Raw genomic sequence first — 22,072 nt, 5'->3', positions numbered from 1 at the left:
CACCCAGCACGAAAGAGGAGCCTGTGGCACGCCGCCCCACCCCGCCCGGCACGCCCGAAACCACCGGAGTCGGCCATGTGGTCGATCTGATTCGGGCCGCGATCCCCCCGCTGCACCCCGCCGGGTTACCGTTCGTCGCCGCGCCGCTGGCACTAGCGGTGGTCGGCGGTAAGCGCAGGTGGGTCCGCAGAACGGGGCTTGTCGCCGCAGCCGCGTGCGCGACGTTCTTCCGTCATCCGAACCGGGTGCCGCCGAACCGGCCAGGTGTCGTCGTGGCGCCCGCCGACGGCGAGATCGCCCTCGTGGACACCGCGGCGCCGCCCGCCGAACTGGGATTGGGCGATCAGCCGCTGCCCCGGGTCAGCATCTTCCTTTCGGTACTCGACGTGCACGTGCAGCGGACCCCGGTCTCGGGCACGGTGCGCACCGTGATCCACGAACCCGGCCAGTTCCGATCCGCCGATCTGCCCGAGGCCAGCTCGGTGAACGAGCGCAATTCCATGGTGCTCGAAACCCCGGCGGGCCAGACTGTCGTCGTCGTACAGATCGCGGGCCTGCTCGCGCGTCGCATCGTCTGCGACGCGCACGTCGACGATGTGCTCACCATCGGTGACACCTACGGCCTCATTCGTTTCGGCTCGCGGGTCGACACCTACTTCCCGATCGGCACCGAACTACTGGTCCAGCCGGGCCAGCGCACCATCGGGGCGGAGACGGTACTGGCCGTATTGCCTACGGTTGGTTCATCATCCACTGACTCATGATGGAGGCGGCTCTGCCCACCCCACCCCAGCGCCGACGCCGGAGTATCCGGCTGCTACCCAGCATCGTGACGATCCTCGCGCTCGCCGCGGGGCTGTCCGCGGTGAAATTCGCGCTGGACGGCAAACTCGATATCGCACTGGCGATGGTCGGGGCCGCCGCGGTGCTCGACACCCTCGACGGCAGGCTCGCCCGCATGCTCGACGCCACGACCAAGATCGGCGCCGAGCTGGACTCCCTGTCCGACGCCATCTCCTTCGGCGTCGCGCCCGCGCTCGTCCTCTACATCGCGCTACTGGCGGAGAACAGCGCGGGCTGGATCGTCGCGCTGCTGTTCGCGGTGAGCATCGTGCTGCGCCTGGCCAGGTTCAACACCTTGCTCGACGACGACACCCGCCCCGAATGGTCGCGCGAGTACTTCGTCGGTGTGCCCGCACCGGCGGCGGCGTTGATCGCGCTGGTGCCGATCGCGTTGGTCGTGCAGTTCGGGGACGGCTGGTGGGTCGGCTTCTACGAGGTCTCGGCCTGGACCGTGTTCGCCGCGGCGCTGGCCGTCAGCACCGTTCCGACACTGGCCATGAAATCGGTGTCGGTGGCGCCGCAGGCGGCGGCGGGACTGCTGGTGCTCGTGGCCGTGGCCGCGGCCTTGCTGGTGACGTACCCGATTGTGCTGCTGCTGATTCTGGTCGCCCTGTACCTCGGCCACATCCCGTTCGCATGGCATTCGCAGCGCTGGGTCGCGGCGCGTCCGGAGACCTGGCAGCACAAGCCATCCGAGCGGCGGGCGCAACGGCGGGCGCAACGGCGGCTTCCCGCCATCCGCCGCCCCGCTATCCGCCGGCCCGCCATCCGTGCTTCGAGCAGGCTGCGGTTGCGCAGGCCGGGCGCGAAGAAGCCGACAACCGACGACGTCACACGCTGACCCCGGTTCCCGGCGAGTATTCGCCCACCGCCCGATACGCCGACGGCGACGCTGTCGAGTATCGGGCGGTGCGCGCGAAAGGTACTGTCGCAAAGGGCGGGTCGAGTGCGGAGGAAATGACGGTGGAACCCGAAGGACTGCGCCAATTCCAGGTGCATCGCCCTCGGCTGTTCGCGCTGGCCTATCGACTGCTCGGATCGGCGAGCGAGGCCGAGGACGCGGTACAGGAGACCTATCTGCGCTGGGACGGCGCCGACCGCGCCGTCATTCGTTCGGCCGAGGCGTGGCTCACCACCGCTGTCGTGAATCTATGCCGCACCTGGCTGGTTTCGGCGCGGGCACGGCGCGAGGCCTATATCGGTCCGTGGCTGCCCGAACCGGTACCGACCGCGCGCGGTGAACTGGGTCCGTTGGAGACGGTGGAGGAGCGCGAACAGGTTTCGCTGGCATTGCTGACCGTGCTGGAGCGTTTGAGCCCCGTAGAACGAGCGGTGTTCGTGCTGCGTGAGGCTTTCGGTTACGCACACCGCGAGATCGCGGACATGCTCGCGCTCACCGAGGCCAATTCCCAGCAGACCTTCCGGCGCGCGACTCAACGGGTTCGCGAGGGCCGCACCCGTTTCGACATCTCCACCGCTCAGTCCGGCGCACTGATCGAACGATTCATGAAAGCCGCGCGCGACGGGGATCTCGAACAACTCGAACACATGCTGGCCGCCGACGCGGTCGCGACCGCGGACGGCGGCGGCGTGGTCAACGCCGCGCGGCGGCCGGTGGTCGGCGCGAAGAATGTCGCGCGCTACACGGCCGGACTGTTCCGCTGGGTGGAGCCGGGGATGCGGATCGCGCTGGAAGAGATCAACGGCGCGACGGCGCTGGTGGTGCGGGCCGAAGGGAACGCACTGCTCGTGGTGGGTTTCGACACCGAATCCGAGGTCGTGACCGCGCTGCGCCTGATCGTGAATCCCGAGAAATTGGCCTACCTGACGCGAGTCGGCGAAGTGGACGACTCGGTCGTGCTGAAGGGATTGTGAGGCGGCTCACACTCGCGGGCTGTCAGGGATCGCGGCCCTATCCGGTCTAGGTGATATCGGCTGATCGGAAGGAGCCACATCATGACCGGAGCACATCGGATCGTCGTCCTCGGCGCCGGATACGCGGGACTGTCGGCGGCGCGGCGCCTGGCGAGCCAGGCGGGCGACGCACGGATCACCGTGGTGGACACGCGCGCGAGTTTCGTTGAGCGGGTGCGTCTACATCAACAGGCCGCCGGACAGCGCATTCCGCAATGGGATATCCGGGAAGCACTGAACCGCAAGAATATTCACTTCGTGCAGGCCCGCGTGCGGGATATCGATCCGGCGGCCGGGCTGGTGCTGGTCGAGCGTACGGCGGAATCGGGTACCGACACACTGGAATACGACACACTGGAATACGAGACCCTGGTCTACGCGCTCGGTAGCGGGCGCGAGACCGCTGGGGTGCCCGGCGCGGCCGAATACGCGCTGTCGGTGGCGACGCCGGAGGATGCTGGGGCGCTGCGCGTGCGGGCCGGGACGGTCGCGGTGGTCGGTGGTGGCGCGACGGGGATCGAGCTCGCCGCGGAACTGGCCGAGTCGCGACCGGATTCGCGGGTGCTGCTGCTGAGTGCCGAGGAACCCGCCGGGTGGATGTCGGATCGCGCGCGGGCGTATGTGCGCCGGACTCTGGAACGTCTCGGGGTCGAGATCAGCTCCGGCGCGAAAGTCGCCGAGGTGCTGGCGACCGGGGTCAGGCTGGTCGACGGCACCGTAATCGAGGCCGCGACGACGATCTGGACCACGGGTTTCGGCGTTCCGGACCTGGCCGCGCGCGCGGGGCTGGCGGTCGACGGACGCGGGCGGGTGCGTACCGACGCGACCCTGCGCTCACTGTCGCATCCGAATATCTACGCGGCGGGCGACAGCGCCGTCGTCGCCGGTCCCGGCGACCGGGAATTGCGGATGGCCTGCGCCACCGCCCTGCCGACGGGTAAATACGTCGCCGATGCCATCGCGGCCCGCCTCCGGGGCGGACAGCCGCGCGAGTTCCGGTTCCGGTATGTCCTGCAATGCCTGAGCCTGGGACGTCGTGCCGGACTCATCCAATTCCTGAATGCCGACGACACCCCGGCCCGGATGGTGCTCACCGGACGCACCGGTGCGTGGGTCAAGGAACGGATCGTCCGTAGCGCGGGCTGGATGGCGAAACCCTGAATCACGGTAACGCCGTATGCGTTTGGCGAGGGGGCGGGTTCGGGACGCACGCCTCCGCCATCGTCAACTAATGGTTGACGATGGCGGTGCGTCAACCTATGGTTGACGCATGACATCCTTTCGTCTCGATGACCTGATCAACGGCATCAAGAAGGCCCGCCCGGACAATGTTCTCGACCAACTCTCCGACGCCGTAGTCGCCGGAAACCACCTCGGCGAACTCGCCGACCATCTGATCGGCCACTTCGTCGACCAGGCCAGACGCTCCGGCGCGTCCTGGACCGACATCGGCGTCAGCATGGGCGTCAGCAAACAGGCCGCGCAGAAACGTTTCGTCCCGAAATCGCCCGGCGACGCCGCCGCGATCGACCCCAATGCCGGTTTCGCCAAATTCACCCCGCGCGCCCGCCAGGTCGTCGTCGCCTCCCAGGAGGTGGCACGGGAAGCGGGCAATCCGCAAATCGACACTGCGCACCTGGTACTCGGCCTGCTGACCGAGCCGGACGGTCTCGCGGTCAAGGCGATTCTCGCCCGCGGAGTCGATATCGACACCGTCCGCGCCGCGGCGACCGCGGTACTGCCCGCGCCGGAGGGCGAGGTGCCCCCGATGGTGCCGTACGGCCCCGACGCCAGGAAGGTGCTCGAACTGACCTTCCGCGAGGCCCTGCGTCTCGGCCACAACTACATCGGCACCGAACATGTGTTGCTCGCCCTGCTGGAACAGGAGAACGGGTCCGGTCTGCTCACCGACCTCGGGCTGGACAAGGAGCGGATCGAGGCCGATCTGGTGGAGGTGCTCGCGGCGCTCGTCGCCCCACAGCCGTGACGGCGGTATTCCGCACTCGAACCGGGCGCGGAATAGGCGGATCTCCCCGCTGGAAACCGATGGCGCGCCTATACGTCCGGCACGTTGCGGGCGAGTTCGTCCAGCCACGCGGCGGCCGAGGCGTCGCTGGGGGCGCGCCAGTCGCCACGGGGTGAAAGGGAACCGCCGGAACCGACCTTGGGGGCGTTGGGCAGGGTGGAACGTTTGAACTGGCTGGTCTGGATGAAACGCCGCAGGAATTCGGCCAGCCAATGCTTGATCGTCGGCAGGTCGTAGGCATTGCGTTGATCGGCCGCAATCAGGTCCGGCCAGGATCCGACGGACGGATCGGACCAGGCACGTCGGGCCAGATAGGCGATGCGGCTCGGGCGATAGCCGAAACGCAGCAGGTAGTACAGGTGGAAATCCTGTAATTCATACGGGCCGACGGTGGCCTCGGAACTCTGGCCGGGATCGGAGGGGTCGGCGCCGGGAATGAGTTCCGGTGAGATCTCGGTCCGCAGAATGGATTCCAGGACGTCGCGAGCTTCGGGCCCGAACTGGTCGGTGTCGGCCGCCCAGGCGATCAGGTATTTGATCAGCGTCTTGGGCACAGAGGCGTTGACGCTGTAGTGCGCCATATGGTCGCCAACGCCGAAAGTGCACCAGCCCAGGGCGAGTTCGCTGAGATCGCCGGTGCCGACCACCAGCGCGTGATGGCGGTTCGCCAACCGGAACAGATGGGAGGTGCGCTCACCTGCCTGCACATTCTCGTACGTGATGTCGTACTGCGGAACACCATCGGCCGCGGGATGATCGAGATCGCGCAGCATCTGGGTGGCCGACGGGCGGATATCGATCTCGTGCGCGGTCACCCCCAGCGCCGCCATCAACGCGTCGGCGTCGTTGCGAGTCCGGGTGCTCGTCGCGAATCCCGGCATGGTGTAAGCCAGGATGTTCGTGCGCGGCAGCCCGAGCCGGTCCATGGTCTTGGCCGCCACGATCAGTGCCTGGGTGGAATCGAGTCCGCCGGAGACGCCGATGACGACGCGCTGCGAGCCGGTGGCCCGCAGTCGCGTGCTCAGGCCCTCGACCTGAATGTGGTGGACCTCGGCGCAGCGTTCGTTCCTGGCGGCCGGATCGGCGGGAACGTAGGGGAATCGCGGCAATTCGCGTTCCAGTCCGATCTCCCCCGCCGGTATCGGCAGCTCGACGGGGATGCGCCGCATCCGGGCCAGTCGCTCCCGGTGATCGTGCACGGTGTCGGCGAAACTGGTGGTGCGCAGCCGATCCGCGGCCAGTCGTTGCAGATCCAGGTCGGCGATCACCAGGCGAGGATGGTCGGCGAAGCGCTCGCCCTCCGCGAGCAGATCGCCGTTCTCGCAGACCAGCGCCTGCCCGTCCCACGCCATATCGGTGGTCGACTCACCGTGCCCCGCGGCCGAATACAGGTAGGCGGCCAGGTAGCGCGCCGAATGCGATGTGCACAGGGCCCGCCGATAGTCGGCCTTGCCGATCACGATATTGCTGGCCGACAGATTGACAAGGACCGTTGCCCCCGCCAGCGCCGCGTAACCGCTGGGCGGCAGCGGCACCCAGCCGTCCTCACAGATTTCCAGATGGACGACGAATCCTTCCAGATTCGTTGCGGTGAAAAGTAATTCGGCTCCGAACGGCACCCGCTGCCCGGCGACGACGATATGGTCGTCCCAGGCCTCACGGGCGGCGGCGAACTGCCGTTTCTCGTAGAACTCGCGATAATTGGGCAGATAACTCTTGGGCGCGACGCCGAGGACGACCCCCTTGCACACCGCGATCGCGCAATTGAACAGGCGTCCCTGCGACCGCACCGGTGCGCCGACGATCAGCACCGAGTCGATATCCGCGCTCGCGGCGACGACCTGGTCCACAGCCTCGGTCACCGCGACGTCCAGCGCGTCCTGGTGGAACAGATCGTCGGCGGTATAGCTGGAGAGCCCGAGTTCGGGAAAGACCGTCAGTACCGCGCCCCGATCGGCCGCCTGTCGCGCCAGGTCGAGGGTCTGGGTCAGGTTGAACGCGGGGTCGGCGACCCTGACCTGGGGCACCGCGACCGCCACCCGGGCGAATCCGTGCCGATACAGCGAGTCGAACGGCAGGTCCGCCACCGCGCCTCCTCGATTCCGAGACCAATGATCACGATTCGCTTCGAAATCTACGCCCGTCCGCGTAATCCGCCGCCCCAACTCGGCCAGGTCGCCTGTGGCTTCGGCTCGGGAACAAGGGTCGCCCGGTGGATATCGGTGACGTAGAGCGGTAGTCGATCCGCGAGCCCGGCCAGCATCGCCAGAAGTTTCCCGCCGCGCGCGGTCCGGAACTCCGGCATGGTGAGCCCGACGATCTGGAGGAACGACACCCGGCCGAACGGCGAGTCGACCCCGCCCAGTTCCGGGTCGACCACGAAACCCGCGGCTCGGATCGCCGAATCGGGGAGTTCGGGGTCGAGCGGACCGCTCGCCTTGATGGTGTGGCCCGGCTCCAGCGATTCCCCGGATTGGTGGACGTAGCGGGCCAGATTCTGCATGAAGGTCACCGGCCACTCGGGCGCGACGGTGTCCTGCGGCGCGCGCACGAGCCGGAAGGTGAATTCGAATCCCCACCCCGATGCGTCCGGGTCGTCCCATTCCTTCTCGTACAACTCGGTCATCCCGTACCCGACGTAGTGCCAGTGCGGAACAGGGCCGGTGCGCGGATAGGCGCTGACGCCGTCGAGGGGGTCCGGTCCGCCGTGCGACCAGCGGTGCGCGACGCTCCAACGCGTCGGCTCGATCTCCGGGTACAGCGGGGCAAGGGCGCGATCGATCGCGTCCCAGCCGGGTCTATCACTCACCCGGCCACCTTAAGTTCGCCGCGCGTCGGCGTGCCGAGCAGGAACATGTCATCTACCGGCTGGAAAGCATCGCCGCTGGTGACACCCGGACTTCTGAAACATCTGTGCACTGAACGCGCGCCTCCCTCCCGCTAAGCTATAGCGATGGCGGATGACATGGACGGAGCGGATTCCGACCTAGTCGCGGGGGAGCGGCGCGTGGACCTGTTGCACGCGCTGTCGTTCGTATCCACCGAATCGGGACCGGACGGCGAATACATCGTGAACGGCGATCTGCCGCCGGAGGTGGCGCCACCGTTCATCCGGGCGATCATGCGGGTGGAGGCCGAGTTGCTTCTGCACGACGCCGAACTGGTCACCGTGGACAACGAGGAACCGCGCACGCCGGACGAGCGCCGCACCGACGCGTTCGTGGCGCTGGTGCTGCGGATCGACGACCGCTCGTAGCTCGCCGTCGGCGGACCTTGCACTCGGCACCCGCGAGTGCTAGAAATGGCTTGGCACTCTCGACATGTGAGTGCCAGGGTCGGGACGGTGAGACCGGGTTCCATCGACACCCTCGGTCGTCCGTCGCGGGCACCGAACCTGGCCAGCGTAAATGGGGCGATCCGACAAGCGGTCGTCCTGTGTGTCAGCCCCATTACATGTGGAGGATCTCAACGCAATGGCCAAGACAATTGCGTACGACGAAGAGGCCCGTCGCGGTCTCGAGCGGGGTCTGAACGCCCTCGCCGACGCTGTCAAGGTGACGCTGGGCCCCAAGGGTCGCAACGTTGTCCTGGAGAAGAAGTGGGGCGCCCCCACGATCACCAACGATGGTGTTTCCATCGCCAAGGAGATCGACCTGGAGGACCCGTACGAGAAGATCGGCGCCGAGCTGGTCAAGGAAGTCGCCAAGAAGACGGACGACGTCGCTGGTGATGGTACGACGACGGCGACCGTTCTCGCCCAGGCCCTGGTGCGTGAGGGTCTGCGCAACGTCGCGGCCGGCGCGAACCCGCTCGGTCTGAAGCGCGGCATCGAGAAGGCCGTCGAGGCCGTCACCACCAGGCTGCTCGAGACCGCCAAGGAGGTCGAGACCAAGGAGCAGATCGCCGCTACCGCCGGTATCTCGGCAGGCGATCCGTCCATCGGCGAGCTCATCGCCGAGGCCATGGACAAGGTCGGCAAAGAAGGCGTCATCACCGTCGAGGAGAGCAACACCTTCGGGCTGCAGCTCGAGCTCACCGAGGGCATGCGCTTCGACAAGGGCTACATCTCGGGTTACTTCGTGACCGACCCGGAGCGTCAGGAAGCGGTCCTCGAGGATCCGTACATCCTGCTGGTCGGCTCGAAGGTTTCGACCGTCAAAGATCTGCTGCCGCTGCTGGAGAAGGTCATCCAGGCCGGCAAGCCGCTGCTGATCATCGCCGAGGACGTCGAGGGTGAAGCCCTGTCGACCCTGGTCGTGAACAAGATCCGCGGCACCTTCAAGTCCGTCGCCGTCAAGGCGCCCGGCTTCGGTGACCGCCGCAAGGCCCAGCTGGCCGATATCGCCATCCTGACCGGTGGCGAGGTCATCAGCGAAGAGGTCGGCCTCTCGCTGGAGACCGCCGGTGTCGAACTGCTCGGCCAGGCGCGCAAGGTCGTCGTCACCAAGGACGAGACCACCATCGTCGAGGGCGCGGGCGACCCCGAGGGCATCCAGGGCCGCGTGGCCCAGATCCGCACCGAGATCGAGAACTCGGATTCGGACTACGACCGTGAGAAGCTGCAGGAGCGTCTGGCCAAGCTGGCCGGCGGTGTCGCGGTGATCAAGGCCGGAGCCGCGACCGAGGTCGAGCTCAAGGAGCGCAAGCACCGCATCGAGGACGCCGTTCGCAACGCGAAGGCCGCCGTCGAAGAGGGCATCGTCGCCGGTGGCGGCGTGGCCCTGCTGCAGTCGGCTCCGGCGCTGGACGACCTGAAGCTGACCGGTGACGAGGCCACCGGCGCCAACATCGTGCGTGTCGCGCTGTCGGCTCCGCTGAAGCAGATCGCCTTCAACGCCGGTCTCGAGCCGGGCGTCGTCGCGGAGAAGGTCTCGAACCTGCCCGCGGGCCACGGCCTGAACGCCGACTCGGGCGAGTACGAGGACCTGCTGGCCGCCGGCGTTGCCGACCCGGTCAAGGTCACCCGCTCCGCCCTGCAGAACGCGGCCTCCATCGCCGCGCTCTTCCTCACCACCGAGGCCGTCGTGGCCGACAAGCCGGAGAAGGCCGCCGCTCCCGCGGGCGACCCGACCGGCGGCATGGGCGGCATGGACTTCTGAGTCCAGCCTCCCGGCACCCTATTTCGAACCGGAAGCCGGTCCACCTTCGGGTGGGCCGGCTTCCGGCGTTCACGGATCCCACGGCTGGCGACGGTGCACCCGCGAACCGTTCGAGGCGCAATCGTCTCGAACTCTCCAGGTCGGCGACCGGATCGACTTCGGGCACGGCGAGATGATCGCCGCTCTCGCGATCACCAAACGTCTCGATCGTGAACCCAACCTCGGTTTGCGGGCGGCTCTACCCAGAACCCGTTGGTCTGCGCTGGTAGTCGATGAAATCGTCGCCGACCATCCCGAGGCTCAGCTCCGGGATAGCAGCCAGGTAGCAGAATGGGCGGCCCGTGTGGGCCGCCCATCGAGATTACGAAGCGGGGCTCTACTTTTGAGTTATCGGCTTCAGCCGACCGGGTCGTGAATCCCGGATCTCCACGCTTCTGTGGAAAAATCGGTCGTGAACCGACGGGGTCTGTTACCCGGATTCCTCCGCCTTCTCAGGCGCGCATTCGATCTGCCGGATCGTTCGCCCTGTCTCGCGGGACCTACTTCATCGGCACCATAGGACGGTAGACAGGGACGGTTGGACGCCGCCTGATCCAGGCACCGTCTCGGCGCCGAAGAGCACCCCACGTACGGGCGCGGTCTGCTCGATGTTTCGACATCGATATCGGTCGATCCGATGGGTGCCTGCTGCGTGTCTCAGCCCTGGAGGACGAACGCGACGAGGAATCCCGCAGCCGTCGCCATGCCGACCCACCAGCCGCCTTCCCGGTAGGCCTCGGGCATGAGGGAGTCGGCGAGCACGGCGATGGTCGCGCCACCGGCGAAGGCCTGCACGGTGCTGATCTGAACCTCGGAGAGATTGTCGGACAGCGAATTCCCGAGGACGGTCACCAGGACGAGTACGACGCCGGTCGCGACCCAGAGCATGAAGGAGCGCTTACGGGACAATCCGTGGTTGTCGCGCATGAGGGCCGCGCCGCCGATGGCCTCGGGAACGTTGCCGACCGCGACGGCCACCACGAGGACCAGGCCGCCGCCGGTGGTGAGCGAGACGCCGAGGGCGGTGTTCTCCGGTACGCCGTCCAGCACGGTGCCGAGCATCAACGCCCATCCGATGGCGGCGGGGCCGAGTTTCGTTTCGATGAGGTGACTGGCGAGGACGTAGACACCCGCGCCGAGGAACAGCGCGAGACCTGCGACAACCGCTCCGGTCCGATGAAAGGCCGGTTCGAACAGTTCCGAGGACACCGCCGCGATCATGGTTCCCGCACCGAATGCCATCAACGTCGCGAGCAGCTGTTTCGGCAGTGTCCACCGTAATCCGACCGCGGCCCCCACGATGAGCGGTGCGGCCGTGCCCGTTCCGTAGAGCAGCGCTTTCAACATGCGCCACACCTTAGGGCGTGACGCGGCCGGGTGACCGTGGGAGAGGCCGTTGTTCGCTGGGAGTTCAGTCGAACGGGGTGACCCGCAGCCGTTCGGCGAGTTCGTTGAAGATGTAGAAATTCGGGATCGCGGCTACCGGGACGAGCGAATGCCAATGGCCGTCCACTTTGATCCTGACCAGCCCACTGCGTGCGTCGATCAGTTGGATCTTTTCCCAGGGAAAGGTGTTTCCGCGGAAGGTCAGCGAATCCAGGTGCAAGGCGATATCACCGAAGTGGACGGTCTCACCCGCGTCGATGGCGGTGACGGCGCCCGGGAGTTGGGTTCCGGTGATGGCCGACTGGATCGCCTTGCCCCACTCCTGCCCCTCGGCGAAGAGGACGTCGTCGAAAACCGCACGGGCGCCACCCGGTCCGGTCATTTCCATCGTGTATTCGGTCGGTGTGCTGCTCTGGAAGGCGATCACCTGCTGAAACACGTGCGCGGTGTCCCATCGGAATCCCTGAACCTGCTCACCCGAGCGGTATACGGTCATACCGAAATCGAATAAATCCAATCGGGCCGTGCGATTTCGCCGATTCTGACGTCTACGCCACAGCGCCAATGCCGCAGGGATCAGTGCGACGAGCGCCGTGGCGATGCCGCCCCCGATCGCGCCGACGGTGAGACAGATGACGCCGAGCAGACCGAACCCACCTGCCACGATGATGAATCCACGCAGCACCGGATCGCTCGCTGCCGGTGCGGGCAGGAACGTCTGACGATGCGTACCGAGCTTCAAATACTCGGACATCAAGTGGACCAGCTGTGTCGGCGGTACCGTGCGTCGTTCGCCGGTCTCGCCCACGTCGTGCTCCGTCAAGTTCGGAGTGGCCAATAGTCCCTCCACAAGGCGGCTTTCATCCGCGCGAAGCGTATGCCACTCGCTCGCTGGTCGCCACCGCAGTACCGGGTTTTGTGAATATGCAGTATTCGGTCGATTCGATGACGGAGCATAAGTGGATTCGTCGCGACTCCCGATTCGGCGTGGAGTGAAAGGTATCAATGCTGGTCCGGGCGTCGCCGTTAGACGGCGATCGCTCGCCTGACGACGACAGGCAATGGCCGCCCGCGCTGATCGGGCCGACGGGGTCTCGGTCATCGATGGCGTGACCGTCACCAATGGTTCGGTGACAGTCCGCCGCGGCGGAGATTCGAATTCCCGCCGCGCCACGCGCGTTCTCGTGCGGTCCGGGCAACGCCGGACTTTTCTCCACCCTGGTCCAAATGGTTGTCCGATTGCACTGCACCGACATAACTTTCGGCGGCGAGATCGAGTTTCCGTCCCCGGGGACGGCGGGCTGGGATCGAATCGGTGACACCGAAAGGGCCGTGGTGCGCGACGACGAACGGGTGGGCTTTGTCTGGTGAGGTGGCGGCGGTACGACCTCACACCGACCACGCGGGTGCTGCCGTACCCACCCGGCGCGGCTCTCGACGCCGTTGGTGGCTGGGGACCGCGCGATCGGGTGCGGGAACTCGCCGAAAATTGTTCTAGATTTTCCCTCCTAATTACCCCCTCGATGACATGGGGCCGAGCATGGTGCCGTTTTGGCGAATAGCCAGTGAATGTAGGTGCCGCGCGGGCGATTCTGGCGACCTGCCACGCTATTGCCGTATTCACCAGTAGTTTTCGATGCCGATCGAGATGCTGAAGGTAGCGTCCGGTCGATCTGGCAACCATGTAGCCAACTTTCGGCTAACATCAGCTCGGTTCGAGGTCGAAGCGAAGGCGCCGATCCATGACGAGGGCATCGAGCGTTTCGGTATTGTCTGCCTCAATGTCACAGGATGCGAATACGGGACGAATGTATGCCGGGCAACCCGTAGAGGACCGGCAACGTCAGCGGCGTGCGCGTTTTCTGGAATCGGGCCTCACGGTCTTCGCACGCGACGGCTACGCCAATAGTTCGGTGGGCGCCATCTGTAAGGACGCAGGGCTCTCCTCGCGGCAGTTCTACGAGGAGTTCACCGGGCGCGAATCGCTCCTACTCGAGCTCTACGAGCAGATCGACAAGGAGTCGCGCGAGGCGGTCACCGCGGCCTTGGCCAAGAAGGCCGACTCGAGTTCACTCGAGCTCATCGACGCGGCCGTACGCGCCTACGTCCAATCCATCGGAGCCGACCCGCGCAAAGCGCGCGTCGCGCTCGTCGAAGTCGTCGGCGCGGGGCCGAAGGTGGAGAAGTTCAGGCTCGAACTACGCCGGGTCTGGGGATCGTTGCTGGCCAGTGCCGCCGAGGATGCGGCGATGCACGGCGAAATCCCCACCGGCGACTACGAGATGCGGGTGCTGGCGGTGATCGGCGCGGTCAACTACGTCGTCGATTCGTGGAGCGGTTCGGATCCGCGCCCGCCGCTGGAGGAGATGACCTCGGTGCTGAGTCGGGTGATCATGGGTGCCGTCGGCGCCTGACCGGACGGTCGCGCGGCAGGCGGTAGCGTGACGCCGCATGGAGACTGTTCCGATCCAGGTGCCGGACGGCAGCACCATTCCGGTACGGCTGCTCGCCGCGGAGGGAGCGCATCGTCATCCGGTGACGGCGGATGCGCCACGACCGGTGGTGGTGGTCGTACCGGGTCTCGGGGTGCCCGGCGCCTACTACGAGACCTTCGGCCGCCGCCTCGCCACTCGCGGCTTCGACGTCGCGATCGGCGAATTGCGCGGTAACGGTGACAGCAGGCCGAAGCCGAGCCCGTCGAGCACGTACGGCTACCACGAACTGGTCTCGGTCGATTTCCCGGCGATATTCGAGGTGGTCCGCGCCCGGTTCCCGTCGAGCACACCGTATCTGCTCGGGCACAGCATGGGCGGCCAATTGGCCGTCATGTACGCCTCGCGAATCCGCGGCCGGCTCGGCGGACTCGTGCTCATCGCGTCCGGAACGCCGTATTTCCGAGGCTATCCCGGCGTTTTCGGGCCCGGCATGCTGGTCGGCACCACGGCGGCGGCGGTGACCGCGAGCCTCGCTGGCTTCTGGCCGGGTGATCGAATCACGGTGGGCGGCTTCGGCCCCCAGTCCAAGGTACTGATCTCGGACTGGGCCCGGCTGGCGCGCACCGGCCGATTCGTGCCGGTCGGTGCCGATATCGACTACGAGGAGCGGATCGCGCGGTTGAAGTTGCCGGTGCTGTCCATCACCATGGCGGGTGACGAGCTGACGCCGCCTCGCTCGGCCGAACATCTGCTCGCGAAGATGCCGAACGCCGAGGTCACCACCTGGCATCAGCCGCAGAAGCTCGGCCACAACGGCTGGATACCCGATCCGGATTCCACCATCGACCGGATCGAGAAGTGGCTGCGCGACCGCTGAGCACACGGCCGCGCCCACTCCCGCCGTTCGCTCAGACGGTCTTGTCGCGCTCGATCAGCTGCTGGGTGAAGAATTCGTAGATGAGCCCGGCCTGGAAAGCGGATTGTTTGTTGTCCGCCGCGCCGCCGTGCCCGCCCTCGATATTCTCGTGGTACCAGACGGTGTGCCCCTGTTCCTCCAGCAACGCGGTCATCTTACGGGCGTGGCCGGGATGGACGCGATCGTCGCGGGTGGAGGTGGTGATCAGGATCGGCGGGTACTCCGCGTCGGCTCGAACATTCTGATACGGCGAGTATTCGGCGATGTATTTCCACTCCTCCGGCTTGTCCGGATCGCCGTATTCGGCCATCCACGAGGCCCCCGCGAGCAGCAGGTGGTAGCGCTTCATATCCAGTAGCGGCACCTGGCAGACGATCGCGCCGAACAGGTGCGGGTATCGGGTCAGCATGACGCCCATGAGCAGACCGCCGTTACTGCCGCCGACCGCGCCGAGCTGATCGGCGGTGGTGATACCCCTGGCCACCAGATCCTTCGCGATCGAGGAGAAATCCTCGTACACCTTGTGCCGGTTGGCTTTCTGCACGGAGGTGTGCCACTGCGGGCCGTATTCGCCGCCGCCGCGGATATTGGTCATCACCCAGGTGCCGCCGCGTTCCAGCCAGCCCATACCGGACGCGCCGCTGTAGGAGGGGGTCCGTGAGACTTCGAAGCCGCCGTAACCGGACATCACCGTCGGGCCGGGTGTGCCGCGCTGGTCGCGGTGCCGAATCACGAAGTACGGCACCATCGTTCCGTCATCGGAGCGAGCGAAGAACTGTTCGGTCTCGATACCCGACGCGTCGAAGAATTCCGGCTCCTGTTTCAGCAGTTCGGTATTTCCGCCGACGGCGCTGGAGAGCAGGGTCGCCGGGGTGGTGAATCCGCTGGTGGTCAGCATGAATTCGTCACCGCCCTCGAGCGGGTCGAGATTCATGACGCTGGTCGTCGCCATCGCGGGGGTATCGGCCAACGGCTCGCGCCGCCAGCCCTGCGTCGTCGGCGTGACGACATAGAGCTTGGTCTGCACATCCTCGAGGGTGATGAGCAGCAGATGGTTCTCGGTCCAGCCGTAGCCGTGCAGCGAGGTGTGGGCGTCGGGGGTGAAGACGACCTCGAAATCCCGCTCGCCGGAAAGGAATCGCTCGAAATCGGTGGCGAGCAGCACGCCGGAGGGATAGGTGGTTCCCGCGATCTCCCACGGCGATTTCAGGCGGATCAGCAGCCAGTCCTTGTACCAGGATTCGCTCGCGTCGGTGGGGATGTCGAGCAGGCGCAGCGTGCCGTCGTCCTCGACGAGGTAGACCTCCTCGTTGAAGAAATCGGTGGCTCGCCCGACGTAGTGGCGTTCGTAACCGGGTGTCCTGTCGTATCCGGCGGATACCGCGACGTCGCCCGGATCGCCCTCGAAAATCGTTTCCGCCGTGTCCAATTCGGTGCCGCGATGCCACCGCTTGGCGATGCGTGGGTAGCCGGAGTCGGTCATCGACCCCGGTCCGAAATCCGTGCCGACGTACACCGCATCGATATCGATCCAGCGCAGTTCCGATTTGGCCTCGGGTAGGGTGAAACCGCCGTCGGCCTTGTCGATGAACACGCGCCGCTCGATATCGAATTCGCGGATGACCTTGGCGTCCGCTCCGCCCCGCGACAGGCTGATGAGCGCGCGCGACTGCTCGGGCCGCAGAACCGCCGCGCCGCCCCACACCCAGTTCTCATCCTCGGCGGCGGCGAGCGCGTCCACGTCGATCAGCACGTCCCACTCGGGGGATTCCTTCGCGTACTCGTCGAAGGTGGTGCGCCGCCACAGGCCGCGCGGGTGCTCGGCGTCGCGCCAGAAGTTGTAGAGCCAAGGCCCGCGCCGTCCCGGATAGGCGATCTTGGTATCGGTGTCGAGCATGTCGAGGATCCGGCGTTCGAGATCGCTGAACCGGTCGGAGTCGGCGAACTGCGCTATCACCACCTCGTTATGCGCGCGAGCCCAGTCGAGGGCACGCTCGTCGGTCACCTGTTCCAGCCATAGGTACGGGTCGGTCGGGTTCGGCTCGGTCATGTGAACATTCTGGCCGAGGCGCGGCGGCCGGGGTGGGTCGATCGCGGGTAATCCCCGACACCCCTCGGTCCGTGCGGGCGCTCGGGCCGGATACGGGTTCTACGCGGGGTCGGCCTCGGCTTCGCGTCGAATCGGCGCTCCGTAGGATCGGGTATCCCTATCCGAGCGAACAGGAGACGACTGTGCCTCCCTTTCTGTGGGAACAGCATTGCTGCCTGCCGATGCTGCCCTCGGCTCGGATCGTCGAGTTGGCGCGATATCCGGTCGGCTCCTATCTGTCGTTGAATGTGGGATATGCGCCGCAATCGACCGAGGACGCGTTGGCGATGGTGCGCCTCTTCCGTGAGGACGCGCGTGCGGACGACCGTTTCCGGCTGGTGCGTCGCCATTCGGATATCGCCGAGACCACCGGTGCGCTCACACTGGCATTCGATCTGGAGGATTCCGGGCCGCTCGGCGGAAATCTCGACAATGTCGCGATGTTCTACGAATTCGGTGTGCGCTCACTGGCCGCCACCTACAACCATGCCAATGCGGCGGGATGCGGCTGCCTCGACACCGAGGACACCGGACTGACCGGTTACGGCCGTGACCTGGTCCGCACCCTCAACGAGGTCGGCATGTTCGTCGACGGATCGCACTGCTCCCGGCACAGCGGACTCGAGATGGCGGAGCTGACCGCGGTGCCGATGATCTACAGCCATTCCAATTTCGCCGCGCTGTGGCCGCATCCCCGCAATATCACCGACGAACAGGCGCTGGCCTGTGCCCGCACCGGCGGTGTGATCGGGATCAACGGCGTCGGAATATTCCTGGGCCACAATGCGGAATCGGAGCGGGCGGCCCGCGTGGCGGCGATGGCGCGACATATCGAATACGGCGCGGAACTGGTCGGAATCGAGCATATCGGGGTCGGATCGGACTACTCGTTCGACGGCGCCGATTTCAATGCCGAGATCAGGGACAATCCGCAGAATTTCTCCGAGGATTACACCAGATACGGTCCGCTGCACTGGGTTCCGCCGGAGGATCTGCTCGGTGACGGCGGCGTTCCGGGATTGGACGAACTGCTGGCCGAGCGCGGATTCTCGGCGGCCGACCGCGCGGCGGTTTTCGGTGGGAACTTCTCGCGCGTCGCCGCGCGGGTGTGGCGTGACTGACCGGGCCGTGAGCGCCCGTGACCCGCGCCCGCCGTGCGACCGCTCGACCCACCTCGGCCGATCGGGGTTGCGGCCACCGCCGCTGCTCACGATTGCGGGGGCACGCTCGGTGAAGTTCGGGCGGCGGAGTTAGGCTCGGTGGCGTGACTTCCCACTACGATGTCGTCGTTCTCGGTGCTGGTCCCGGCGGTTATGTCGCCGCGATCCGCGCCGCTCAACTCGGCCTGCGAACAGCGATTGTCGAGCAGAAATACTGGGGCGGTGTGTGCCTGAACGTGGGCTGCATCCCGTCGAAGGCGCTGCTTCGCAACGCCGAGCTGGCCCATATCTTCACCAAGGAGGCCAAGACCTTCGGTATCTCCGGTGAAGCGAGTTTCGACTTCGGCGTCGCGTTCGACCGCAGCCGCAAGGTCGCGGACGGTCGCGTCAAGGGCGTCCACTTCCTGATGAAGAAGAACAAGATCGACGAGTTCGACGGGAAGGGTGCCTTCACCGACGCGAATACGCTCTCGGTCGAGCTCAGCAAGGGCGGCACCGAGACCATCACGTTCGACAACGTGATCATCGCGACGGGCACGATCACCAAACTGCTGCCGGGCACCGCGCTCAGCGCCAATGTGGTGACCTACGAGGAGCAGATCCTCACCCGCGATCTGCCCGGTTCGATCCTCATCGTCGGCGCGGGCGCGATCGGCATGGAGTTCGGCTACGTCCTGAAGAATTACGGCGTCGACGTGCGCATCGTGGAATTCCTCGATCGGGCGCTGCCGAACGAGGATGTGGACGTCTCCAAGGAGATCACCAAGCAGTACAAGAAACTCGGCGTCACCATCACCACCGGTGCGGCCGTGCAGTCGATCGATGACGACGGCGCGAAGGTCACCGTCGCGATCAAGGACAACAAGTCGGGGGCGGTCGAGACCGTCACCGTCGACAAGGTGCTGCAGGCGGTCGGCTTCGCACCCCGGGTGGAGGGCTACGGCCTGGAGAACACCGGCGTCGCGCTGACCGATCGGGGCGCGATCGCCATCGACGACAATATGCGCACCAATGTGGGCCATATCTACGCGATCGGTGACGTCACCGCGAAACTGCAGCTCGCCCACGTCGCGGAGGCGATGGGCGTGGTCGCCGCCGAAACCATCGCGGGCGCTCCCACCGTCACCCTCGGCGATTACCGGATGATGCCGCGCGCCACCTTCTGCCAGCCGCAGGTCGCCAGCTTCGGCCTCACCGAGCAGCAGGCCCGTGACGAGGGCTACGACGTGAAGGTCGCGACCTTCCCGTTCACCGCCAACGGCAAGGCGCACGGCCTCGGTGATCCGACCGGTTTCGTCAAACTGATCGCCGACAACAAGTACGGCGAGCTGCTCGGCGGCCACCTCATCGGCCCCGACGTCTCGGAACTGTTGCCCGAGTTGACCCTGGCCCAGAAGTGGGATCTCACGGTCAACGAGCTCACTCGCAACGTCCACACCCACCCCACGCTGAGCGAGGCCCTGCAGGAGGCGCTCCACGGCCTGGCCGGGCACATGATCAACTTCTGATCACGCCCAGGTTCGAACGGCGGTATCGGGTCCGGCGGGGCCGGGTACCGCCGTTCGTCGTCGGATAACCGGATCGGAGCCACCGACTCTCCTCGTGTGGCGGGGCGAGTGGCTGCCTCCGGTCCGGGTGTCGCATGTCGTGCTGTCGCGACATGAGAGTTGCGTGGACGTCAGATCATGCCGTAGGCATTAGTCGGGGTGAGGCGCGCGAGGACGCGCCGGTCTTCGACCATGGCCCTGCGGTAGTCGGGCCAATCGGGATGTTCGCCGGACGCCTGGCGGTAGTAGGCGACGAGTTCGTCGACGGCGGGGTCGTCGGGCGATTCGGCCACCGGGGTGAGTTCCACCGTGCCCTCCAGCACGGCATAGGCGAAGAAATCGTCGCGGGTGACGTGGATCGCCGCCCACGGGTCACGGCGCAGATTGTGGTACTTGGCGCGGTCGGCGGTGATCGAGATGCGGATGACGCCGTCGTCACCGATCACGTGCAGGACGTTGGACAGTTGCGGACGGCCGTTACGGCGGATGGTCGTCAGCACCGAGCGGTTGGTGGTTCCCGCGAAATCGAGGGCGGTCGACAGTTCCATACTTCGTGCAACCGCGCACAGCTGGGCCGCCTTCCCTGCTGGAGCGGGGGACATGTCGGCGCGGCGGTCACATCCACTGCACGAGCTGGATGACGATCCCGTTCGGATCGGTCATCTGGAAGTAGCGCTCACCCCACTCCTCGGTTTCGATCGGCGTCACGATCGGGACGCCCGCACCCTCGAGCCTGGCGTATTCGCCGTCGATATCGTCCACGACGAAGACGACGAGCAGCCCTTCGCCCGCGCTGCCCGCCCGGCTCTTCGGCTTGAACGTCTCCAATCCCGTGCGCAGGTAGATGACGTTGATCCCCGCGTCGTCCCGATCGAGTGAGACGAAGCCGTCGGCGGACATCTTCTCGGTGAATCCCAGGTGTTCCACGAGGAAGGCCGCCGAGGTCGTGGGATCGGGGACGTTGAGCGAGATGGCCGAAGCGGTGATGTTCATGGTCCTCCTGGACGCAGGTGCGATTACTCTGTACTAAGTACATTGTACTTTGTAGATATATTCCCCGGATGCCATCGGAAGCAGAGGAGGCGGCTGTGGCGGACGGGCCGGGCATGGACTCGAAGGATCGCAGTGGCGCGGGTGATCCGGTGCGCACGCTGGAACTGCTCTGGCGTGAACCGGGGGCGGGAACATCGGCGCGCGGGCCGAAGCAGCGCAGCAGTGTCGACGCCGTGGTCAGCTCTGCCATCGTGGTCGCCGATCGCGACGGTATCGGCGCGCTCACCATGCGCGCGGTGGCGACCGAACTCGGGCTGACGCCGATGGCCACCTACACCTATGTGCCGGGCAAGGCCGAATTGATCGATCTCATGCTGGATACCGTCTATCGGGATATGCCGCGCGCGAATATGGCACACCTGCCCTGGCGTGACCGGGTGACCGTGATCGCGGCGGAGAACCGCGCACTCATGCGCCGCCATCCCTGGGTGGCTGCCCTGCCCACCACGCGTCCGCCGCTCGGCCCCGGCCTCATCGCCAAATACGACCACGAGCTACGCGCCTTCGACGGCCTCGGTCTCACCGATGTCGAGATGGACGCGGCCCTCACCTTCGTCCTCGGCTTTGTCACCGCGACGGCCCGCATCGCCATCGACACCGCGGCCGCCGCCGCCGACAGTGCCCAGTCCGACCGGCAGTGGTGGGAGCGGGCCGCGCCGCTGCTCGCGCGGGCCATCGACGCCGACCGCTATCCGCTGGCGACCCGGGTCGGCGCGGCGGCGGGCCAAGCCCACGACGCGGCGTACAGCGCCGAGCACGCGTACGAATTCGGCCTCGCCCGCGTTCTCGTCGGATTGGCCGAACTCATCGACCGGCGCTGAGCCGGACCCGCGGGCTAGACCTCGTCGCGCTGGATACGCAGGGCGGTGATGGTCGAGGCCAAACCCTCGTATTGATTGGCGAGCAGCACGATCTCGATCAGGCACCGCTCGTCGTAGTGCGCGGCGAGTTCGGCCCAGGCGGCGTCATCGATATCGCGGGTGCCGACGAGTCGATCCACGGCGGTGAGCAGCGCCCGATGTTTGGGCGACCATTCCGGGGCGTCGGGGCCGACGCGTAGCCGTTCCAGGATCTCGGGTGTGATCCCGGCTCGCCTGCCGAGGCGGATGTGGTGGTCGGTCTCGTAGTCGCATTCGCGCAGGTGCGCCACGCGCAGGATGACGAGTTCGGATTCGTGCCTGCGCAGCCGTCCACCCGGCATGAGCCGCCCGGAGTAGTGCAGCCACCCGCGGAACAGGCCGCCGGTGCGGCCGAGGGTGCTGAACAGATGCGCGTCCGCGGTGCCTGCCGCACGGGAAAGCACCTGCCAGGCAGCCCAATTGATCGGCCCGAGCTCCCGGAACCGACCGGGCGAGATACGTGGTCGCGATGTCGAAACCATGTTGCGCGCCTTCCGTCCTGCGCGGCGGACGCCGCACGAATAGCGAATTCGTTCCGACGCTACCCCCGCGAGGGCCCGCACCACCGTCTCGGTAGTGGCCCGGTGGCTTTTCGAGCTTCCGGTGGTTTTCGGAGGGCCGGGGATGCATCATCAGTAGCGGTTCGGATCGCGGCGCGCGCGCAGT

The 22,072-nt window shown here is 66.5% G+C and carries 20 protein-coding genes; 12 read left to right on the top strand and 8 right to left on the bottom strand.

All coding sequences use genetic code 11. The features are described 5' to 3' along the window. The first annotated feature begins 23 nt into the window (after positions 1-23). The 5 genes from ABZS43_RS18730 to ABZS43_RS18710 all read left to right on the top strand — a co-directional run bounded on the left by ABZS43_RS18730 (position 24) and on the right by ABZS43_RS18710 (position 4,744). Entirely contained in the window at positions 24-764 is a 741-nt protein-coding gene (locus ABZS43_RS18730) for a phosphatidylserine decarboxylase (protein ID WP_355037171.1), read from the top strand. Beyond that, entirely contained in the window at positions 764-1,684 is a 921-nt protein-coding gene (locus tag ABZS43_RS18725) for a phosphatidylcholine/phosphatidylserine synthase (RefSeq protein WP_355037272.1), read from the top strand. Before ABZS43_RS18730 ends, ABZS43_RS18725 begins: the two co-directional genes overlap by 1 nt. A 116-nt stretch (positions 1,685-1,800) precedes the next feature. Then, positions 1,801-2,718, top strand: a complete 918-nt coding sequence (locus tag ABZS43_RS18720) for an RNA polymerase sigma-70 factor (protein ID WP_355037170.1) — start codon at positions 1,801-1,803, stop codon at positions 2,716-2,718. A gap of 81 nt (positions 2,719-2,799) precedes the next feature. After that, a complete protein-coding gene (locus ABZS43_RS18715; protein WP_355037169.1) occupies positions 2,800-3,918 on the top strand; it encodes an FAD-dependent oxidoreductase in 1,119 nt (372 codons plus the stop codon). A 109-nt stretch (positions 3,919-4,027) separates the two neighbouring features. Continuing rightward, complete coding sequence (locus ABZS43_RS18710; RefSeq protein WP_355037168.1) at positions 4,028-4,744, top strand: Clp protease N-terminal domain-containing protein; 717 nt, start codon at positions 4,028-4,030, stop codon at positions 4,742-4,744. A 68-nt stretch (positions 4,745-4,812) separates the two neighbouring features. Here ABZS43_RS18710 and ABZS43_RS18705 read toward each other — a convergent pair whose 3' ends face one another. Both ABZS43_RS18705 and ABZS43_RS18700 read right to left on the bottom strand, forming a co-directional pair. Further along, positions 4,813-6,870, bottom strand: a complete 2,058-nt coding sequence (locus ABZS43_RS18705; protein ID WP_355037167.1) for an NAD(+) synthase — start codon at positions 6,868-6,870, stop codon at positions 4,813-4,815. Positions 6,871-6,917: 47 nt separating this feature from the next. After that, complete coding sequence (locus ABZS43_RS18700; protein ID WP_355037166.1) at positions 6,918-7,592, bottom strand: suppressor of fused domain protein; 675 nt, start codon at positions 7,590-7,592, stop codon at positions 6,918-6,920. Positions 7,593-7,736: 144 nt separating this feature from the next. Between ABZS43_RS18700 and ABZS43_RS18695 the strand changes: the two genes are divergently transcribed. Continuing rightward, the gene (locus ABZS43_RS18695; protein ID WP_355037165.1) at positions 7,737-8,039 is read left to right on the top strand and encodes a hypothetical protein; all 303 of its coding nucleotides are present in this window, start codon (positions 7,737-7,739) and stop codon (positions 8,037-8,039) included. A gap of 217 nt (positions 8,040-8,256) precedes the next feature. Then, positions 8,257-9,882 carry a chaperonin GroEL gene (gene groL / locus ABZS43_RS18690; protein WP_355037271.1) on the top strand — a complete coding sequence of 542 codons (1,626 nt, stop codon included), beginning with the start codon at positions 8,257-8,259 and terminating at the stop codon, positions 9,880-9,882. 696 nt (positions 9,883-10,578) lie between these two features. Here groL and ABZS43_RS18685 read toward each other — a convergent pair. Beyond that, positions 10,579-11,268: a ZIP family metal transporter gene (locus ABZS43_RS18685; RefSeq protein WP_355037164.1), complete on the bottom strand. Its 690-nt coding sequence runs from the start codon at positions 11,266-11,268 to the stop codon at positions 10,579-10,581. Between the two features lie 64 nt (positions 11,269-11,332). Then, positions 11,333-12,115, bottom strand: coding sequence for a DUF6585 family protein (locus tag ABZS43_RS18680; RefSeq protein ID WP_355037163.1), 783 nt, complete (start codon positions 12,113-12,115; stop codon positions 11,333-11,335). 1,000 nt (positions 12,116-13,115) lie between these two features. Here ABZS43_RS18680 and ABZS43_RS18675 point away from each other — a divergent pair. Both ABZS43_RS18675 and ABZS43_RS18670 read left to right on the top strand, forming a co-directional pair. Beyond that, positions 13,116-13,721 (top strand): TetR/AcrR family transcriptional regulator, encoded by a 606-nt coding sequence (locus tag ABZS43_RS18675; RefSeq protein ID WP_355037162.1) that lies wholly within the window; start codon positions 13,116-13,118, stop codon positions 13,719-13,721. A 37-nt stretch (positions 13,722-13,758) separates the two neighbouring features. Continuing rightward, a complete protein-coding gene (locus ABZS43_RS18670) occupies positions 13,759-14,619 on the top strand; it encodes an alpha/beta fold hydrolase (protein WP_355037161.1) in 861 nt (286 codons plus the stop codon). A 31-nt stretch (positions 14,620-14,650) separates the two neighbouring features. Here the strand turns inward: ABZS43_RS18670 and ABZS43_RS18665 are convergent, their stop codons facing one another. Continuing rightward, complete coding sequence (locus tag ABZS43_RS18665; protein WP_355037160.1) at positions 14,651-16,708, bottom strand: prolyl oligopeptidase family serine peptidase; 2,058 nt, start codon at positions 16,706-16,708, stop codon at positions 14,651-14,653. 182 nt (positions 16,709-16,890) lie between these two features. Here ABZS43_RS18665 and ABZS43_RS18660 point away from each other — a divergent pair, with 182 nt between their 5' ends. Both ABZS43_RS18660 and lpdA read left to right on the top strand, forming a co-directional pair. Then, the gene (locus ABZS43_RS18660) at positions 16,891-17,868 is read left to right on the top strand and encodes a membrane dipeptidase (RefSeq protein ID WP_355037159.1); all 978 of its coding nucleotides are present in this window, start codon (positions 16,891-16,893) and stop codon (positions 17,866-17,868) included. Between the two features lie 143 nt (positions 17,869-18,011). Continuing rightward, positions 18,012-19,415: a dihydrolipoyl dehydrogenase gene (gene lpdA, locus ABZS43_RS18655; RefSeq protein WP_355037158.1), complete on the top strand. Its 1,404-nt coding sequence runs from the start codon at positions 18,012-18,014 to the stop codon at positions 19,413-19,415. Between the two features lie 170 nt (positions 19,416-19,585). On the opposite strand, the gene ABZS43_RS18650 is transcribed toward lpdA, so the two are convergent. Continuing rightward, a complete protein-coding gene (locus tag ABZS43_RS18650; protein ID WP_355037157.1) occupies positions 19,586-20,002 on the bottom strand; it encodes a PPOX class F420-dependent oxidoreductase in 417 nt (138 codons plus the stop codon). Between the two features lie 67 nt (positions 20,003-20,069). Beyond that, positions 20,070-20,447 (bottom strand): VOC family protein, encoded by a 378-nt coding sequence (locus ABZS43_RS18645; protein ID WP_355037156.1) that lies wholly within the window; start codon positions 20,445-20,447, stop codon positions 20,070-20,072. 68 nt (positions 20,448-20,515) lie between these two features. Between ABZS43_RS18645 and ABZS43_RS18640 the strand changes: the two genes are divergently transcribed. Beyond that, positions 20,516-21,328: a TetR/AcrR family transcriptional regulator C-terminal domain-containing protein gene (locus ABZS43_RS18640; protein WP_355037155.1), complete on the top strand. Its 813-nt coding sequence runs from the start codon at positions 20,516-20,518 to the stop codon at positions 21,326-21,328. Between the two features lie 14 nt (positions 21,329-21,342). On the opposite strand, the gene ABZS43_RS18635 is transcribed toward ABZS43_RS18640, so the two are convergent. Then, on the bottom strand, positions 21,343-21,888 hold the full coding sequence (locus ABZS43_RS18635) for a carboxymuconolactone decarboxylase family protein (protein WP_355037154.1): 546 nt from the start codon (positions 21,886-21,888) through the stop codon (positions 21,343-21,345). Positions 21,889-22,072: the final 184 nt, after the last annotated feature.

It is taken from the genome of Nocardia sp. NPDC005366 (assembly GCF_040606855.1).
Classification (GTDB): domain Bacteria; phylum Actinomycetota; class Actinomycetes; order Mycobacteriales; family Mycobacteriaceae; genus Nocardia.
The sequence above is the reverse complement of the archived record's forward strand: the minus strand, read 5'-3'. Positions and strand labels throughout refer to the sequence as shown.

Bases quoted from the DNA above. Each gene is read 5' to 3' on its own strand.
- ABZS43_RS18725 (WP_355037272.1), top strand. From the start codon at position 764: ATGGAGGCGGCTCTGCCCACCCCACCCCAGCGCCGACGCCGGAGTATC.
- groL (WP_355037271.1), top strand. From the start codon at position 8,257: ATGGCCAAGACAATTGCGTACGACGAAGAGGCCCGTCGCGGTCTCGAG.
- ABZS43_RS18670 (WP_355037161.1), top strand. From the start codon at position 13,759: ATGGAGACTGTTCCGATCCAGGTGCCGGACGGCAGCACCATTCCGGTA.
- ABZS43_RS18715 (WP_355037169.1), top strand. From the start codon at position 2,800: ATGACCGGAGCACATCGGATCGTCGTCCTCGGCGCCGGATACGCGGGA.
- ABZS43_RS18640 (WP_355037155.1), top strand. From the start codon at position 20,516: ATGCCATCGGAAGCAGAGGAGGCGGCTGTGGCGGACGGGCCGGGCATG.
- ABZS43_RS18695 (WP_355037165.1), top strand. From the start codon at position 7,737: ATGGCGGATGACATGGACGGAGCGGATTCCGACCTAGTCGCGGGGGAG.
- ABZS43_RS18720 (WP_355037170.1), top strand. From the start codon at position 1,801: ATGACGGTGGAACCCGAAGGACTGCGCCAATTCCAGGTGCATCGCCCT.
- ABZS43_RS18650 (WP_355037157.1), bottom strand. From the start codon at position 20,002: ATGGAACTGTCGACCGCCCTCGATTTCGCGGGAACCACCAACCGCTCG.
- ABZS43_RS18685 (WP_355037164.1), bottom strand. From the start codon at position 11,268: ATGTTGAAAGCGCTGCTCTACGGAACGGGCACGGCCGCACCGCTCATC.
- ABZS43_RS18675 (WP_355037162.1), top strand. From the start codon at position 13,116: ATGTATGCCGGGCAACCCGTAGAGGACCGGCAACGTCAGCGGCGTGCG.
- ABZS43_RS18635 (WP_355037154.1), bottom strand. From the start codon at position 21,888: ATGGTTTCGACATCGCGACCACGTATCTCGCCCGGTCGGTTCCGGGAG.
- ABZS43_RS18665 (WP_355037160.1), bottom strand. From the start codon at position 16,708: ATGACCGAGCCGAACCCGACCGACCCGTACCTATGGCTGGAACAGGTG.
- ABZS43_RS18710 (WP_355037168.1), top strand. From the start codon at position 4,028: ATGACATCCTTTCGTCTCGATGACCTGATCAACGGCATCAAGAAGGCC.
- ABZS43_RS18645 (WP_355037156.1), bottom strand. From the start codon at position 20,447: ATGAACATCACCGCTTCGGCCATCTCGCTCAACGTCCCCGATCCCACG.